A 16,073-nucleotide genomic window follows, 5' to 3' on the forward strand; every position below is an offset into this window, starting at 1 on the left:
AAAATGGATAATCAAAGACCGCTAATTTCAATTCTTACCCCAACTTGGAATCGGGTTAATTATCTCGATCGTGTTTGGGAAGGACTCAACAGTCAAACCTACAAACATATTGAGTGGATTGTTTCCGACGATGGCTCAACGGATGGCACGGATGTCAAATTAGCTGAACTCTGTGCCAAATCGATGTTTCCAGTGACTCTAATTAAGGCAAGTGTTCATATTGGTAAGGCACGTATGGACAACGAAGCGATTGCACAAGCACGTGGCGAATTTATTGTATGGAATGACTCGGACGATTACTTTCTGCCGCAAGCCATCGAAAGTTTGGTTAAAGCTTGGAATTCCATACCCGAATATGACCGGAAAAACTATGCTGGTATTACAGCACTTTGTGCTGATTGGCGCGGGGTAATTTCTACAGCGCTGCCGAAAGAGGGTATCTTTGATATTACTTGGAATGATTTAAGAGAAAAATTCAAGGTCGACGGGGATATGTTGTATTTTTCTAGAGCTGATTTAATAAAAAAATATAAATTTCCTGAAGTCGATTTTCTCGTCCCTGAGGGATTTATTTGGACTTCAATTGGAAAATCAAAGAAGGTTCGTTTACTTCCAGTGGCTTTAATGATGAAAGAATACGGCGCTGTAAATGCTATCTCATTTAGTGGAAAAATGAAATATTCAAGGGGTAGGGCACATGCACTCGCTGAATCAGTAAGAAATTTGAAATCCTATCCTAAGGCTCTTTTTGTAAAATTTTGGCGAGTAACTACATTTGTTCGGTATTGTGTGCATGGTGATTTGAGAGCAGCCGAAGCGGTGGAATTATGGAACAAAAATACGTCGAAATTTGTATTGTTTTCTGTGTTGCCGATTGCATTTTTGCTAGTAATAAAAGATCTGCTTCAGCGGAAAGTTCATAAAACTCATGTTGAGTTCGAAAAAGCAAAAAAAACTTGCAGAATATCTATTTTTAAAACTGACAAGTAAATATGAAACTAATAGTTAAGAAATTATCAGACTTTAATTTCAAGCTTAGTATTAATTTGAATATAGCTTTGTGTTCGCGCCTGTTTTGAAAATAAGTAATCATCTCTCTATTTTTTTACCCGACCTTCGCGGCGGCGGCGCTGAGCGTGTAGCGGTAAATCTGGCCAACAGCTTTATCCAACGTGGCTACGCTGTTGATATAGTTTTGTTGTCAGCAGAGGGCGACTTTCTGTCCGATCTTCACCCTAATGTGACGGTGGTTGATTTGCATGTTGACCGTTTGCGCTGGGTGTTATTCCCTCTGGTTCACTACTTGCGTCAAGCCCGCCCAGCAGTTGTTCTGGCCTGCATGTGGCCGCTGACGATTGCTGCGGTGGTGGCACGAGCTTTAAGCCGCGTACCGACCCGTCTGGTAGTGGCAGAGCACACAACCTGGTCGCGTTCTGAACTTCTCAAACGGCCAACAGTTGAGTGGCAGATTCGCAAAAGCATGCACTGGGTGTTTCCTGCCGCAGATGGCATCGTTGCGGTATCGCAGGGGGCTGCAGATGATCTGGCGCGGTTTGCCAATTTAGAGGCTCAATCCATTACCTGCATATACAACCCCGTAGTAGGTGACGGCAAGCCGCCGGCTCCAGAGCCGCTATCACCGTCAGGTTGGTGGACAGGACAGCATTGCAAGCTGCTGGCTGTGGGTACGCTGAAGGAAATCAAAGATTACGCGACGCTGCTGAACGCTTTTGCCCTTTTGCGACAGCGGGTGGATGCGCGCCTGTTGATTCTGGGTGAGGGTGAATGCCGTCCCGCGCTGGTGGCGCAAGTCCGGCAACTGGGTATAAAGGCCAGCGTTTTTATGCCTGGTTTTGTCAAAGACATTTCGCTGTATTACCAGCAGGCCGACTTGCATGTGCTGTCGTCCACGGGCGAGGGTTTCGGTAACGTGATTGTTGAGGCGTTGGCCGTCGGTACACCCGTGGTCAGCACAGATTGCCCGTCTGGGCCGCGTGAAATCCTTTGCGGCGGCCAGTTTGGCCGCTTGGTGCCTATGGGTAATGCAGCAGCGCTGGCAGATGCCATGGCCGAGTCGCTGGCAGCCACGCACGACACCGCCGCGCTCATAGCGCGCGCGCAGGATTTTTCAATCGACAAGGCGACAGACAGGTACTTGGAACTTCTGTTTCCGCAAACAACTACAAGCGCAAATTCATGATGCCGGGCGTTCTCTATATTTCATACGACGGCATGCTGGAACCCTTGGGTCAGTCCCAGGTGCTGGCTTATCTCAAGCGCTTGGCGGTTGATAGGCCGGTTCACCTCATCAGTTTTGAAAAAATGGACGATTGGGCCAATGTGGCCGAGCGCGAGCGTCTGGCGCATGACATTGCGGCATCTAGCATCGTTTGGCACCCGCTGCGCTACCACAAGCGGCCCACAGCAGTAGCGACAGCATGGGATATTGCAAAGGGCACGCGCTTGGGCTTGTGGCTGGTGTTGCGCCATCGTCTGCGGATCGTGCATGCGCGCAGTTATGTGTCGTCGGTGATGGCGCTTGCTATTAAGAGCATCACTGGAATCAAGTATCTGTTTGACATGCGCGGCTTTTGGGCTGACGAGCGGGTGGACGGCAACTTGTGGCCGCGCACGGGCCGCATGTACCGCGTTGCCAAGTGGTTTGAGCGGCGCTTTCTGCTGGGGGCGGATCACGTGGTGTCTCTGACTCATGCGGCGGTGACTGAAATGCAGCGCTTCTCCTACTTGCAGGGGCACATGCCACCCGTCACGGTCATTCCCACTTGTGCAGACTTAGCACGTTTCAAACCGATGGCGCGCGAGTCAAAAACTGCGGGTTTTGTGTTGGGCTATGTGGGTTCTGCCGGCACTTGGTATTTGTTTGACGAAGTGGTGGCGTGTTTTGCAGAACTGCTGCGCTTGCGGCCTGATGCCCGCTTTTTGATTGTGAACCGGGGTGAGCACGCTTACATTCGCGAGCGTTTGTCTGCTGCGGGCATCCTTGAGGGTGTTGTGGAGTTGAGAGCCGCCACCCATGCCGAAGTGCCGCAGCAAATTGCGCGCATGGACGCAGGTATCTTTTTCATTCGTCCGGTGTTTTCTAAGCAGGCATCGGCACCCACCAAACTGGCTGAATTGCTAGGCTGCGGCGTACCTTGTTTGGGCAATGCGGGCGTTGGCGATATGGCAGAAGTGCTGGAAGGCGAGGGCGTCGGCGTGGCGCTCAAGGCGTTTGACCAAGCTTCTCTGGAGGCCGGGCTGGCGCAGTTGCTGGCGCTTGTGGCCGACCCATCCACCGCAGCGCGCTGCGTAGCGGCGGCGCAGAAGCATTTTTCGCTGGACGAAGGTGTAACTAGGTATCGGAGTATTTATGAACGTATCGGCGGCTAAGCCAGTGAAGAAGAACCTTGATATTGACACTGTCAACAGTTTTGGTGATGAGTGGTCTCGATTCGACCAGACAGCGCTTTCCGAGGAGGAGGCTCGCAGGATATTCGATGAATATTTCGCGGTGTTTCCTTGGGAATCGCTGCCTAAGGACGCGATAGGTTTCGACATGGGCTGCGGCTCAGGACGTTGGGCAAAGCTGATGGCACCCCGCGTCGGGCATCTTCATTGCATTGATCCTTCGTCGGCTTTAGTGGTCGCCAAGGTGGCTTTATCGAATGCTGATAATGTTTCGTTTCATCTTGCTTCTGTCGATGACCATCCGTTGCCGCCTGATAGTAAGGACTTTGGATATTCCTTGGGTGTTCTGCACCACGTTCCTGACACAGCAGATGCCATTAAAGCCTGCGTTGCCATGCTCAAGCCGGGCGCGCCATTTCAGGTGTACCTCTACTACGCGTTTGACAACCGGTCGGCAACGTTCAAGCTGGCTTGGCGTTGCTCTGATTTGCTGCGACGCGCCATCTGCAAGTTGCCCGCAAAGTTAAAGCATTTAATGACGGACGTATTGGCTGCGGCGCTGTATTACCCGCTGGCGCGGTTTGCCTTGCTGGCGGAGCGTGTCGGTTTTGGTGTGGCGGGCATTCCACTGTCTTATTACAGGAGCCATAGCTTCTACACCATGCGCACGGATTCGCGCGATCGCTTTGGCACGCCACTGGAGCAACGTTTCAGCCGTAAACAAGTGGGCATTATGCTGGAAGCCGCTGGGCTGCGTGATGTACGGTTTTCAGACCGCGCGCCATATTGGTGTGCTGTTGGCATCAAACAATGATCAAGGTGCTGGGCTTGGCGCTGTATGGACCGTTGGCAGCAAGCACACGCTACCGGCTTGGTCAGTATGTGCCCGGGCTGGCAAGCCAAGGCATTGACCTGCAGATATGCCATTTGCTGGGCGACGATTATTTGCGGCGTCGCTTCAGGGGTAGCGCGCCGCCCATTGTGGCGATGCTGCAGGCTGGTTTGGCACGTTTTGCTGATCTACGGCGCCAGGAGAAATATGACGCTGCAATCTTGCATTGTGAGTTGTTTCCCTTGATGCCTGGGTGGCTGGAGTGTGCGCTGATTCGCCAGCCCTACATTTACGACTTTGACGATGCTTTCTACCTCAAATATCGCAGTGGGCGTTTAGGCATTGCGAAGCCGCTGCTTGGCAACAAGTTTGATACGGTCATGGCAGGCGCCGCCGCAGTGACGGCGGGCAACCAAGTGCTTGGTGAATACGCAAGGCAATACAACACCAATACGAACTATCTGCCAACGGTAGTAGATACCGCACGCTATCTGCCAGCGCGTAATGGGCGCAACGACATGTTTACTGTGGGTTGGATAGGGTCCCCATCTACTGCCCCCTATCTGGCTGCGCTTGTCGGACCGCTCTCTACGCTTGGCGTGGAAGGGCCTGTGCAATTGCTTGTGATAGGCGGCAAGGCTCCTGTCATACCCAATGTGACCGTGGTTGAAATTGACTGGCAAGAGCAGACCGAGGTTGAACTCATTAACACTTTCGATGTTGGGGTGATGCCATTGCCAGACGACGATTGGGCACGTGGCAAGTGCGCATTCAAGTTGATTCAATACATGGCGTGTGCCGTACCGGTTATTGCATCGCGGGTGGGTGCGAATGTTGATGTAGTTAACGATGAGTGTGGTTTGTTGGCAGGTACGTCGGATGAATGGGTAGAGGCATTACGAATGTTGCGAGACCGTTCGGGTAAACGTACTGAGATGGGGCAAGCGGGTCGTGAGCGGGTGGTGCAGCACTATTCGCTGAGTCGAAACTTGCCCCTGTTAGAAGCGGTGATTCGCAAAGTGACGAATAAAGGCTGAACGTATGTGCGGATTTGCAGGATTTTTGCTGGGGCAACCCGGTGGCCTTGATGGCCTGGAGACATTAGCTACCCACATGGCAAACGCCATTGCGCATCGGGGCCCTGACGACCTTGGTGCCTGGGCTGATGCGCAGGCTGGCGTTGCGCTAGGCCACCGCCGCCTGTCCATCGTGGATTTGTCGCCTGCGGGGCATCAGCCCATGGCGTCTCGCAGTGGGCGCTTTGTGATGGCATTCAATGGCGAGATTTACAACCATTTGGAAATGCGGGCGGAGTTACAGTCCGCTGGCGTTGCACCAGCTTGGCGCGGACATTCGGATACTGAAACACTGCTGGCCTGCTTTGAGCAGTGGGGCATTGAGGCCACGCAGGCCAAAACCGTGGGCATGTTTGCCATTGCCTTGTGGGATGTGCAGGCGCGCACGCTGCACCTGGCGCGTGACCGCTTTGGTGAAAAGCCGCTGTATTACGGCTGGGCGGGTAGCGGGGCCGGGCGGGCTTTTGTGTTTGGTTCTGAACTCAAGGCCTTACGTGCCTTTCCGGGTTTTGCCAACCCGGTGTGCCGGCAGGCGCTAGCGCAGTACATGCGTTTTATGGCTGTCCCTGCGCCGCGCAGTATTTACCAGGGCATTTACAAGCTGGAGCCGGGTTGTGTGCTGACCATTACCGGTGCGCCGCCAGCAGAAGCGCCTGCGCAGCCCTTACGCCCGCCCGCTGTATTTGGAACCTTGTCGTTGCGGCGCTGGTGGTCACTGGCCGATGTGGTGCAGGCCGGCGCTAAAAATCAACTAACTGACGAGGTCGAAGCGGTGCAACTGCTAGAGCAGCGCTTGCTTGACGCCGTGCGTTTGCAGTCGCTGGCCGATGTGCCCTTAGGCGCTTTTTTATCGGGTGGGGTGGATTCTTCTGCCATCGTGGCCCTGATGCAGCAGCAGGCCTCGCGCCCTGTAAAGACTTTCACAGTGGGTTTTGAAGAAGCCGGGTTTGACGAGTCGCCATATGCAAAGGCCGTGGCCAAACACTTGGGCACCGACCATACCGAACTGTTTGTGACAGCGGTTGAGGCGCAGGCTGTGATTGCCCAGTTGTCAGCTATGTACGACGAGCCGTTTGCTGATTCGTCGCAGATTCCCACGCACTTGGTGTGCAAGGCCGCGCGCCAGCACGTCACGGTGGCGTTGTCGGGTGATGCGGGCGACGAATTGTTTGGCGGCTACAACCGCTACTTTTGGGGGCCGCGCATCTGGGCCAAACTGGCTTGGCTGCCTTACTCGGTGCGTCAGGCGCTGGGCGCGGCTATCAGCGCTATGCCGGTTGCAGGATGGGACGCAATGAGCCGCCCAGTAAATGCCTTGCTGGCCGGGGGCAAGGGCATAGTGCAGGCGGGCGACAAGGCGCACAAGCTGGCGGCGCGTTTGCGCGGTGTGCGTGATCTGGATGATTTGTACCTGAGTCTGGTCTCTGAATGGCAGGACCCGGCAGCCGTGGTGAGCGGTGACCACGGTGCTGCCTTGGTGGAGCCGACTAGTCTGCTGGCCGATCCGCTGCCCGAAGCCGATTTGGCCGGTGTGGCCAACAGCCCTCTGCGCATGATGTACCGCGACAGCATGACCTACCTGCCCGATGACATTTTGTGCAAGGTGGACCGCGCAGCCATGGCCACCAGCCTTGAGACACGCGTTCCTTTTCTGGACCACCGCGTGGCCGAACTGGCGTGGCAGTTGCCGATTGGCATGAAGATTCGTGTTGGGCAGGGTAAGTGGGCGTTGCGCCAAGTGCTTTACAAGCATGTGCCGCGTGAACTGATTGACCGGCCCAAGTCGGGCTTTGGTATTCCCGTGGGGCAATGGCTGTGTGGGCCGTTACGGCCCTGGGCTGAAAGCTTGTTGAACGAGGCGCGCTTGCAGCAGGAAGGCTATTTTTACCCTGCACCGATTCGCAAAAAGTGGGCTGAGCACCTGGCGGGCCAGCGCGACCACACGGCCAGCCTGTGGGCGGTGTTGATGTTTCAAGCATGGCTGGAAAGTGTGAGTTGATATGGAGCCTTATTGGTTTTTATTCTTGGTGCCGGCATGGCTGGCCGTGACGCGTTTACGGCCTGCCGCCACTGGGGTCAGCCAGTCCAAGCGCTGGCCTGCTTGGTGGCGCGTGGTGTTTGTGCTGCTGGTGCTGATGATTGGTTTGCGGCACGAGGTGGGGGGTGACTGGTTAACTTATATAGAACACATCAGTTCGGCTAATTACCAGACTCTGTCGGTTGCGGTGGGCCAGGGCGACCCGGCCTATAGCCTGCTGAACTGGGTGGCTGCCAAGACGGGGCTGGGGCCTTATTTTGTGAACACGGTGTGCGCGGCGATCTTCAGCTGGGGGCTGGTGGTGTTTTGCCGCGCCCAGCCGCGCCCTTGGCTGGCGCTGGTCGTGGCTGTGCCATACCTTGTCACGGTGGTGGCCATGGGCTATACGCGTCAGGGCACGGCCATTGGCTTGGCCATGCTGGGGCTGGTGGCCTTGTCAGAGCGCAAGCTGTTGCGCTTTGCGGTGTTTGTGGTGTTGGCGGCCCTGTTTCACAAGACAGCCATCCTGTTGTTGCCACTGGCTGCGTTGGCGGGAACCAAGCACCGGGGATGGACCTTGGTGTGGGTGGCGATTGTCTCGGTTGTTTTTTATGTGCTGTTGCTGCAAGAGTCGGTGGCCGCGCTCAATGCGGGTTACATCACGGCGCAATACCAGTCGCAGGGGGCTGCCATTCGGGTGGCCATGAATGCTGTGCCAGCGGTGATTTTTTTATGGCTTCGCCGCCGTTTTGTTATGCCGCAGGCAGACCGCTCGTTTTGGGTCTGGATGTCGCTGGGCGCACTGGGCTTTGTCGGGTGGCTGGCGGTTTCGCCTTCGTCCACGGCGGTGGACCGTGTGGCTTTGTACTGGATTCCGCTGCAGTTGTTTGTCTTCTCGCGCCTGCCCAATGCATTGGGTAAGCCTAATGGTCGCAATGGCGTATTGGTGCGCTGGGTAGTTTTCTACAGTGCTTGCGTGTTATTTGTCTGGCTGGTGTTCGCTCAGACGGCCTTTGCCTGGCTGCCCTACCAGTTTTATCCGTGGGTCGCGTTGTGGAATTAGACAGGGCCAAGATGTGCATTGCTGTTGTCTCCAATACCTGCTGGTATTTGTTCAATTTCCGTCTCAATCTGATGCTGGCCTTGCAGGCAGCCGGCCACACGGTTGTGGCTGTCGCGCCTGACGATGCCTACGCCCAACGCATCCGCAATGCGGGCATTGCGTTTGAGGCGGTGCCGATTTCAGGTGGCGGCACGCATCCGCTGCGCGAGTTGCAGTCGGTACTGCGCTTGGGTGCGGTGTTTCGCCGGCACCGGGTGGGCTTGGTGCTGAGCTACACGCCCAAGGGCAATCTGTATTCGGCACTGGCGTCTATAGCGCTGCGCGTTGCGTTTGTGCCGAATGTGTCGGGGCTGGGCCGGGCGTTTATTCGCAAGTCGCTGGTCACACAAATAGCCAAGACGCTGTACCGCCTAACCTTTGGCCGCGCGCACCGGGTGTTTTTTCAGAACCTGGACGACATGGCGGTGTTTGTTGATAGCGGGCTGGTGCGGGCCGGGCAGGCTGAGCGCTTGCCGGGTTCGGGCGTTGAACTGAGTCGCTTTTTGCCTACGCCGCCTGTCGTGCGGCCGGCTGATGCGCCGGTTTTTTTGCTGGTGGCCCGCATGTTGTGGGACAAGGGTGTGGGCGAGTATGTAGACTCTGCGCGCAAGGTGCGGGCACTGCACCCCGGCGCACGCTTTCAGTTACTGGGCTTTTTGGATGTGGCCAATCCTTCTGCTATTGCCCGCACGCAGGTAGAAGCTTGGGTGGCTGAAGGCGTGGTCGATTATCTGGGGCCAACTGACGACGTGCGGCCTTTCTTGGTGCAGGCTGATTGCGTGGTGTTGCCGTCTTACCGTGAGGGCGTGCCACGTACTTTGCTAGAAGCCGCTGCCACGGCCCGCCCGGTTATCACAACCGATGCGCCGGGTTGCCGTGACACGGTGCTTGATGGTGAAACCGGCTTTTTGTGCCGACCGGCCGATGCGCTAGATTTGACGGAAAAGCTGCTGCGTTTTATTGCCCTTGCGCCTGAAGTGCGTCAAGCCATGGGTCAGCGTGGGCGTGCATTTGTTGAGCAGAACTTTGATGAACGGCTGGTGATTGAGCGGTATCTGTCGGTGGTGGCTGAGGTTGCAGCGGGAAGGGCTTCTTAGCGCATTGGGTGATTGGTTGGCGTGGTGAGCATGTGATGAATGAGCCGTAGATTTAGTCCGGTTCGGCAGATTCGGAGCTTGGTGCAGCGGAAGGGCAAGCTCGTCTAGCGGTCAGTTCAAGCAACGATCTGGCGAATTCTGAACCATGCCAAACCGACAATTTCATGCAGCGCGGATTGCGTTAATTTTCGGCCTTCGGCGCTTGGTAGAAAATCGCGCCATTCAAGCGCTGTATGGCTTGTGTAATCCGTGGCAGCGGGAATCACATCCAAGCCCTGGTCTAAAAACATCATTCGAGCGCGTCGCATATGCAGCGCGTGGGTCACCAGGATGATGCTTTGAATGTTTTCTTTTGCCAAGATTTCCGCTGAGAACATGGCGTTTTGTTCGGTGTTGAGCGAGTTCTCTTCCGTCCATTTGACGGGGACGTGGAACTCGGTTTCAAGCTGCTCTTTTATTCTGGCGGCTTCACCATCCCCTCCGGATGTGAGCACTGGCAATCCTGTCTGACGGTACTGCCGTGCTGCTTCTTGGGTTCGCAAGTCGCCACCCGTCAGTACAACAATGGCTTGCGCCGCTTTACCGGCTGGTGCGTCAATTGGCGTAGCCGATTGCTCGATGCAAGCCGTAAGCAAAACACCACCCGCTTTGCTGCTAAAGAAAACGACGCAAGCCAGCACCAAGATCGTCATAAGCGTCAGGATTGTCATAAAGGTTTTGAAATGGACTGAGAGCTTCATTCGTCGTTGAAGTTCTGCTTTTTGATTCATTTTTCTTGCTAATCCTTTTGCTTGGGTTTGATTTTTTTTCTGCGCAATTTATTGGTGCTGCATGCCTTGCGCTATGAAATTTTTAGCGACTAACCGGGCGGCGATTCAAGTCCCAGTCAATTCAAGTACCCGTCAATATACCGCGCTCTCGCACAGCAGCGCGTTGATAAAATAAGTGCATGGGCTTGAGCAATCTTGTTGCCCACGTAGACCCGGTTCAGCACACATTGCTGGTTTATCTTTTTACTAGTTTTGGTTGTCAGTTGTATGAACATTCTCTTGACCGACGGTGCTGGATACATCGGCAGCCACACTTGCGTGGCGCTGATACAAGCAGGCTTCACGCCGGTCATTGTTGATGACTTTTCTAATAGCGACCCGGCAGTACTGCTGCGTTTAAAAAAATCACCGGGCAAGTTGTTATTTGTGAGCAGGGTGATGTTGCAGACACAGCTTTGATGGTCTACGTGCTGCGTCGCTACGATATTGCGGCGGTGATGCACTTTGCGGGCTACAAGGCGGTGGGTGAGAGCGTTGCAAATCCGCTTAAGTACTATCGCAACAATTTGGACAGCACTTTGGGTTTGCTAGAAGCTATGACGACAGTGGGTTGCCAAAAGTTAGTTTTTTCTAGCAGCGCAACCGTTTATGGTGACCCGGCAACCGTGCCTATCACTGAAGATTTTCCACGCCAACATACCAACCCCTACGGTCATACCAAGTTAATGATTGAAGACATGCTGGCTGCAAGCTGCGCTGCAAATCCGGCTTGGGCCGTGGCAGTGCTGCGTTACTTTAATCCGGTAGGTGCGCACCCCAGTGGTTTGATTGGGGAGAGTCCAAACGGCATTCCTAACAATCTCATGCCCTACATCACTCAAGTGGCAGCTGGTCAGCGACCGCAGCTGCAAGTGTTTGGTGATGACTACGACACACCCGACGGCACTGGTGTGCGTGATTACATTCATGTATTGGATTTGGCTGAAGGCCATGTCGCAGCGCTTAATGCTTTGCTACAGAGCGGGCAAAGCCTGACTGTTAATTTAGGCAGTGGACGGGGTCACAGCGTATTAGATGTAGTGCGTGCATTTGAATTAACCAGTGGTTGTGCAGTGCCTTACCAAATCATGCCGCGCCGCCCTGGCGATGTTGCGCAGTGCTATGCCAACCCAGGTTTGACTTATCAGTTATTGGGTTGGACGGCGCACCGTACTTTGGAAGAGATGTGTGGTGACGCTTGGCGTTGGCAAGGGCTAAATCCGAATGGTTACCAATAACCACTAGGTTTGGATTTTGAATTTTTCTTTATATTTGCTGTTAGCGTGTTGTCTTTAGCAAATTGTTATGTGGTCTTATTAATTTTTTAAACCTTGAATTTGGTTGCATCTTTTGAAAACAAAAAATAAAAAAAATATTGCGCATCCATTAAATCAATTAGCTACCGCATTGTTTGGCATAGCTTTGCTTCAAGCTTCTGCGGCCCAAGCACAAGGCGTTGGTATAGCCAGCATGGGCGCTACTGGTGGTTTGCAAATACCATCAGCCTACGTTCTTGGTTCTGGTGAAATGGCGCTTAGTTTTGGTGACTATCAGAATCCAAAATTGGGTGACTTTAGTCGTCATCAAAACTTCACCTTGGGCTTTGGTGTATTGCCGGGGGTGGAGTTGTTTGGTCGTTTTGCGGAATACACCAACCCCAACAAAGACGCAGATGGTGCACGCAATGCTAACGGCCCACGGGATATATCTGCCAACATTAAATGGCAACTGCCGATTGATTTACCTGGGCTGCCAAAACTAGCGATTGGTGCTTCTGATTTGAGTGGCGGTGCAGTTTATTTCAAATCTCAATATGCGGTTGCCAGTGATCAATACGGTCCTTTGCGTTGGTCGCTGGGTTATGCCCGCGGTACCCCTTCGTTGGGTCGTATTGGTAACCCCAAAGTGCTTGATGGGTTGTTTGGTGGTGGTGAATTAAAACTGGGTACTAGCCGCGCTACCTTGTTGGCTGAAAGCGATGGCACGCAGCGCCATGCGGGTTTGCGTTATTACTCAGATCAAATATCTTGGTTGGGCGATAGCCAGTTGGTGGGCACTGTTCAGCGCTCGTTTGGTGCGACTACTTTTAGTGGGCAGGCGGCAGATTCAACTAATTTTAATGTCTCGCTTATTTTGCCAATGGGTACGTCTGACGCTAAGCGTCAAGCCAAAGCGAATGCGTCAAAACCATTGCCCGCATTATCCGTATTACCCGCAATGTCAGATCTAAGCACTGCTGATGCCGGTATGTCTGCGACTGCTGCAGACCGTATGGATGATTTGGCGCGTCTACTTCGCAGCATTGGATTGGACCGTATTCGCATCGGTATGCTGGGTCAGCAGTTGGTGGTCGAATATGAAAACTACCGTTATCTGCATAACGAGGCAGATGCCTTAGGGCTTGTTCTCGGCCTTGCTGTGGAGACTGCTCCTGCGGGTACTAGTCGCGTTCATGCGATTACCCGTAAGGTCGGCCAGATTGTGCTGGAAACCTCGGTTGATGCATTGGCTTATCAAGCATTTTTACGTGATGGTGATGCGTCTTTAGTGCGCAGCAGCATGGGTTCTGGTCGTCTGCCGGGGTATGACGATAGTGGCGTGCAGTGGGCGCAGGGCAATGCGGGTGCGGGTTCGCGCAAGAGCTGGTTGCGGTTGCAGATACGGCCACTGCTTAACTACACGCTAGGCACTGAATACGGAGCGTTTGATTACTCGCTTGCAGCGCAATTGCGCAGCACGGTTGGTTTGTGGCGTGGCGCTGAGCTTTATACCGATGTGGTGCAGCGCGTGTCTAACAGCCGCAACGTGGAACCCGCTGGCATTTTTGCCAGTTCACGCCAAACCAATGGTTTGCAGACTGTTGCGCTACAGCAGTCTTTTTGGTTGGGTGAACGTAGTTTTACCAGTGTCGGTGCAGGTCGCTACAACTATACCGATCGTGGTGCCGAAGGCGAGTCGATATTGTTTTTACCGTGGAATGATGACAGCTTGCACGTACGCGGCAGTTATATGCAGCACCAAGCTGATGTGTTGCCGCGTGTGCTTGAAGCTTATTCAGGCTCTTACCGCTGGCGCATGAATACGACCACTTGGTTAGAAGCCGGTTATCAGCAATACACCGATAGATCAACCGGCCCTTCTGTGGCTTTTACCCGTTGGTTTGGTGACGTAGCTTTGCAGCTGTTTGCGCGCAAGGGCGGCAGCGCTACGTTTGTAGGTTTATCCCTGACTGTGCCGCTTACCCCGCGTGAGGGTATGGGCGCTGGCCTTATACAAGTGAGCGGTAATCCAAGTTATACCCAGTCGATTCGCACACAAAGAACCAGCGCTCTTGTGACTGGTAATTTCATTGCCAATGATGCGGTAAGACCGGTGGCGCTTAACTATCAGCCGGAAGTAGAGCTACTCAATTCGGGTCGGATCGCGCCAAGCTATATCAAAGATCAGTTGCAGCGTATGCGTGAGTCTTTTTATCTGTTTGGGCGTGACAAACTTAATTAAGTTCTAAGCTTTTGACCGTGTAATTTTTTTGATTTCAGATTTTTTAGATTGAAATTTAATTCTCAATCTAAAATTTTTTGGATTGTGCTCGTCGGTTTTTTTTGTTTTTTTTAAAGGGGTATCAAATGCGATTGAATAAAATTTCTCTGGCCGCCATGGTTATTGGTAGCGGTTTGTTGCTTGCCGCTTGCGGTGGCGGCGGTAGTGGTGGTTCTACTGCCAATCTTTCTATATCTGGCACCGCAGCTGTAGGTGTGGCGATTGAAGGGACGGCAGTTGCGACTTGCAAGTCTGGTACGGGTACTGCTGTTTCAAACGCCACAACGGGTAATTACACCGTTAATGTCGCGGGCGGTGTTGGCCCATGTTTGCTTAAACTAACGCCTACTAATCCTGACAGAGTATTGTTCCCTGTTTTGTATTCGGTTAGCAGTGGCGTTGGCGCAAGTCAGACATCTAACATCACGCCTTTGACCAGCCTGCTAGTAACTTATTTAAGCAGCGTGCCCGGCATTACTGCTGCATCACCTGAGGCGTGGTTTTCCTCCCCTTCGACGGTTGCTTTGCTCAGTAATCCAACCGCACTTAACTTGCGCATCACTAGAGACTTTATTCCAGCAATTAAAATTTTAGTGCCCAGCTTAAACTTGGCTGGTTCTGAATTTTTAGGTACTGCGTTTGTTACAAATCCAAATTCAAGTACTACTGATAAAGATCTCGAATCTTTGAAGTTGGCAATAACCAACAATACGATTACCTTAAGTGGTCTGATTAATAATTTAAAGAGTAATGCTGCAGCAACTCCAGCAGTGACTGCTGCTACTGGTGCTGCTAGCTGATACGTTTAGATTTAATTAAAAAAATCCGCTTTATGCGGATTTTTTTTGCAATATCCCTTATTTTTTTGATAGTGATTTACCATCCTAAGGACGAAAATTAGTAGCCTCAAGCGCTAGCGTCGCTTAATTTTAATATTGATTAAGCTTTATTTTTTTTCAAGAACTAGCGATTAAAAATTAACCATTAGGGCCAAACTTAAGCCCAACTCTTTTGTTGCGCGCAGTCATTTTCATCACAACGGCCTTTACATAACTCAAGCAAGTAACAATGCATTGAGTACTAATTTTTGTTCGCGTATTGAGTTTTTGCAGACAATGATTTTGATGTTGTATTTTATTGCTTGTGTCACGCCGGAGCCCAGTATTGATTAACTCAAGCCTGCTGCGACACCAACTCTAAATAATATTTAGCAATTTAAGGTGTCTATTTTTTTTAATGGTTTGATTTCAATTCACTGACTTAAGTCCCCAAAAAAAACCACTAAGGGCTTGCGCGCTTAGTGGTTTTTTTAGTTTTAGCGTTGACTTTTTTTAGTCTTCGCTGAGCTTCATATTCGCTGGCATTTCCAGAATTGGGTCGGGCAGTGCCAACGCTTTAGCGAGGCGACCGCGCCTGCTGGCCAAAAATGCAGACATACTGACATCGACACGCATTAATGTGGATGTCCCTTTTGTTTTGCCCACAAATTGACTGGTTGCTACAAGGTTTAAAAAAATCAAAAGCGGTATGGAAAGTGATTGCGTCGGACATGCCACTAGGCCTACAGGTAAGCGATGGCAAAGACGCAGCCGGCAATTCGAAGTGGGAAGCCGTCGCCAACGGCGACCATAACGCACCACTTGGGCGAGAGCTCGAAGTCGCCAGATTGCTCAGAGAGATCAAACGCGCTGGTATTAAAAATGTGGTCTGGTTAACCGCAGATGTGCATTACACCGCAGCGCATTATTTCGACCCTGCCAAAGCCCAGTTCAGCGACTTCTCACCGTTCTGGGAATTCGTCTCCGGCCCATTCAATTCAGGCAGCTTTGGCCCCGGTAAAACAGATGGTACTTTTGGCATGCAAGTGTTCTACCAAAAATTTCCAGCCGTTCAAAACACCGCACCCACCGAAGGTCTGCAGTTTTTTGGTCAAGTCGACATTGATGCTAAAACCAAAGCCATGACGGTTACTTTAAAAGACTTAACCGGCGCGGCACTCTACGCAAAAACGCTGGCACCGCAGCGGGTGTGAAGATCAAACGGCTATGCTTTAAACCGGCTTTTACTTACTCATCAGACAGGCTTTTTTGAATTTTTTGAGGTGGTAATAAAAGCCGTTTGAGTGATGCGGTTAGCGGCGTCGTATTCGGTGGAGTTGACGCTGCTTAGGCCCTTCACTTCGCTCAAGCGCC

Annotated in this window: 12 protein-coding genes and 1 pseudogene; 12 read left to right on the plus strand and 1 reads right to left on the minus strand. The window is 52.6% G+C overall.

Translation table 11 applies throughout. The annotated features are described in order from the left end of the window. The first annotated feature begins 3 nt into the window (after positions 1-3). The 8 genes from HC248_RS05265 (at position 4) to HC248_RS05300 (ending at position 9,532) form a co-directional block, all read left to right on the plus strand. Positions 4-990 carry a glycosyltransferase family 2 protein gene (locus tag HC248_RS05265; RefSeq protein ID WP_168921590.1) on the plus strand — a complete coding sequence of 329 codons (987 nt, stop codon included), beginning with the start codon at positions 4-6 and terminating at the stop codon, positions 988-990. A gap of 70 nt (positions 991-1,060) precedes the next feature. Further along, positions 1,061-2,200 carry a glycosyltransferase gene (locus HC248_RS05270; RefSeq protein WP_168921591.1) on the plus strand — a complete coding sequence of 380 codons (1,140 nt, stop codon included), beginning with the start codon at positions 1,061-1,063 and terminating at the stop codon, positions 2,198-2,200. After that, on the plus strand, positions 2,197-3,390 hold the full coding sequence (locus HC248_RS05275) for a glycosyltransferase (RefSeq protein ID WP_168921592.1): 1,194 nt from the start codon (positions 2,197-2,199) through the stop codon (positions 3,388-3,390). The genes HC248_RS05270 and HC248_RS05275 overlap by 4 nt, the downstream gene beginning before the upstream one ends. Beyond that, positions 3,371-4,222: a class I SAM-dependent methyltransferase gene (locus HC248_RS05280; protein WP_168921593.1), complete on the plus strand. Its 852-nt coding sequence runs from the start codon at positions 3,371-3,373 to the stop codon at positions 4,220-4,222. Before HC248_RS05275 ends, HC248_RS05280 begins: the two co-directional genes overlap by 20 nt. Then, positions 4,219-5,277 carry a glycosyltransferase gene (locus HC248_RS05285; RefSeq protein WP_168921594.1) on the plus strand — a complete coding sequence of 353 codons (1,059 nt, stop codon included), beginning with the start codon at positions 4,219-4,221 and terminating at the stop codon, positions 5,275-5,277. The genes HC248_RS05280 and HC248_RS05285 overlap by 4 nt, the downstream gene beginning before the upstream one ends. Positions 5,278-5,281: 4 nt before the next feature. Then, a complete protein-coding gene (gene asnB / locus HC248_RS05290) occupies positions 5,282-7,315 on the plus strand; it encodes an asparagine synthase (glutamine-hydrolyzing) (RefSeq protein ID WP_168921595.1) in 2,034 nt (677 codons plus the stop codon). A gap of 1 nt (position 7,316) precedes the next feature. After that, positions 7,317-8,396, plus strand: a complete 1,080-nt coding sequence (locus HC248_RS05295; protein WP_168921596.1) for an EpsG family protein — start codon at positions 7,317-7,319, stop codon at positions 8,394-8,396. Between the two features lie 11 nt (positions 8,397-8,407). After that, the gene (locus HC248_RS05300) at positions 8,408-9,532 is read left to right on the plus strand and encodes a glycosyltransferase family 4 protein (RefSeq protein ID WP_168921597.1); all 1,125 of its coding nucleotides are present in this window, start codon (positions 8,408-8,410) and stop codon (positions 9,530-9,532) included. Between the two features lie 116 nt (positions 9,533-9,648). Here the strand turns inward: HC248_RS05300 and HC248_RS05305 are convergent, their stop codons facing one another. Further along, positions 9,649-10,242: a YdcF family protein gene (locus HC248_RS05305; protein WP_168921598.1), complete on the minus strand. Its 594-nt coding sequence runs from the start codon at positions 10,240-10,242 to the stop codon at positions 9,649-9,651. 327 nt (positions 10,243-10,569) lie between these two features. Here HC248_RS05305 and galE point away from each other — a divergent pair. The 4 genes and pseudogenes from galE to HC248_RS05325 all read left to right on the plus strand — a co-directional run bounded on the left by galE (position 10,570) and on the right by HC248_RS05325 (position 15,913). Then, positions 10,570-11,579 (plus strand): annotated as a pseudogene (gene galE, locus HC248_RS05310) (UDP-glucose 4-epimerase GalE). A 112-nt stretch (positions 11,580-11,691) separates the two neighbouring features. Further along, the gene (locus HC248_RS05315) at positions 11,692-13,842 is read left to right on the plus strand and encodes a YjbH domain-containing protein (RefSeq protein WP_168921599.1); all 2,151 of its coding nucleotides are present in this window, start codon (positions 11,692-11,694) and stop codon (positions 13,840-13,842) included. A gap of 125 nt (positions 13,843-13,967) precedes the next feature. Further along, positions 13,968-14,681, plus strand: coding sequence for a hypothetical protein (locus tag HC248_RS05320; protein ID WP_168921600.1), 714 nt, complete (start codon positions 13,968-13,970; stop codon positions 14,679-14,681). 662 nt (positions 14,682-15,343) lie between these two features. Next, a complete protein-coding gene (locus tag HC248_RS05325; RefSeq protein ID WP_238342727.1) occupies positions 15,344-15,913 on the plus strand; it encodes an alkaline phosphatase D family protein in 570 nt (189 codons plus the stop codon). The last annotated feature ends 160 nt before the right edge of the window (positions 15,914-16,073 follow it).

The organism is Polaromonas vacuolata (assembly GCF_012584515.1).
Classification (GTDB): domain Bacteria; phylum Pseudomonadota; class Gammaproteobacteria; order Burkholderiales; family Burkholderiaceae_C; genus Polaromonas; species Polaromonas vacuolata.

Bases quoted from the DNA above. Each gene is read 5' to 3' on its own strand.
- HC248_RS05295 (WP_168921596.1), top strand. From the start codon at position 7,317: ATGGAGCCTTATTGGTTTTTATTCTTGGTGCCGGCATGGCTGGCCGTG.
- HC248_RS05305 (WP_168921598.1), bottom strand. From the start codon at position 10,242: ATGACAATCCTGACGCTTATGACGATCTTGGTGCTGGCTTGCGTCGTT.
- HC248_RS05300 (WP_168921597.1), top strand. From the start codon at position 8,408: ATGTGCATTGCTGTTGTCTCCAATACCTGCTGGTATTTGTTCAATTTC.
- HC248_RS05285 (WP_168921594.1), top strand. From the start codon at position 4,219: ATGATCAAGGTGCTGGGCTTGGCGCTGTATGGACCGTTGGCAGCAAGC.
- HC248_RS05325 (WP_238342727.1), top strand. From the start codon at position 15,344: ATGTCCCTTTTGTTTTGCCCACAAATTGACTGGTTGCTACAAGGTTTA.
- HC248_RS05265 (WP_168921590.1), top strand. From the start codon at position 4: ATGGATAATCAAAGACCGCTAATTTCAATTCTTACCCCAACTTGGAAT.
- HC248_RS05280 (WP_168921593.1), top strand. From the start codon at position 3,371: ATGAACGTATCGGCGGCTAAGCCAGTGAAGAAGAACCTTGATATTGAC.
- asnB (WP_168921595.1), top strand. From the start codon at position 5,282: ATGTGCGGATTTGCAGGATTTTTGCTGGGGCAACCCGGTGGCCTTGAT.
- HC248_RS05275 (WP_168921592.1), top strand. From the start codon at position 2,197: ATGATGCCGGGCGTTCTCTATATTTCATACGACGGCATGCTGGAACCC.
- HC248_RS05320 (WP_168921600.1), top strand. From the start codon at position 13,968: ATGCGATTGAATAAAATTTCTCTGGCCGCCATGGTTATTGGTAGCGGT.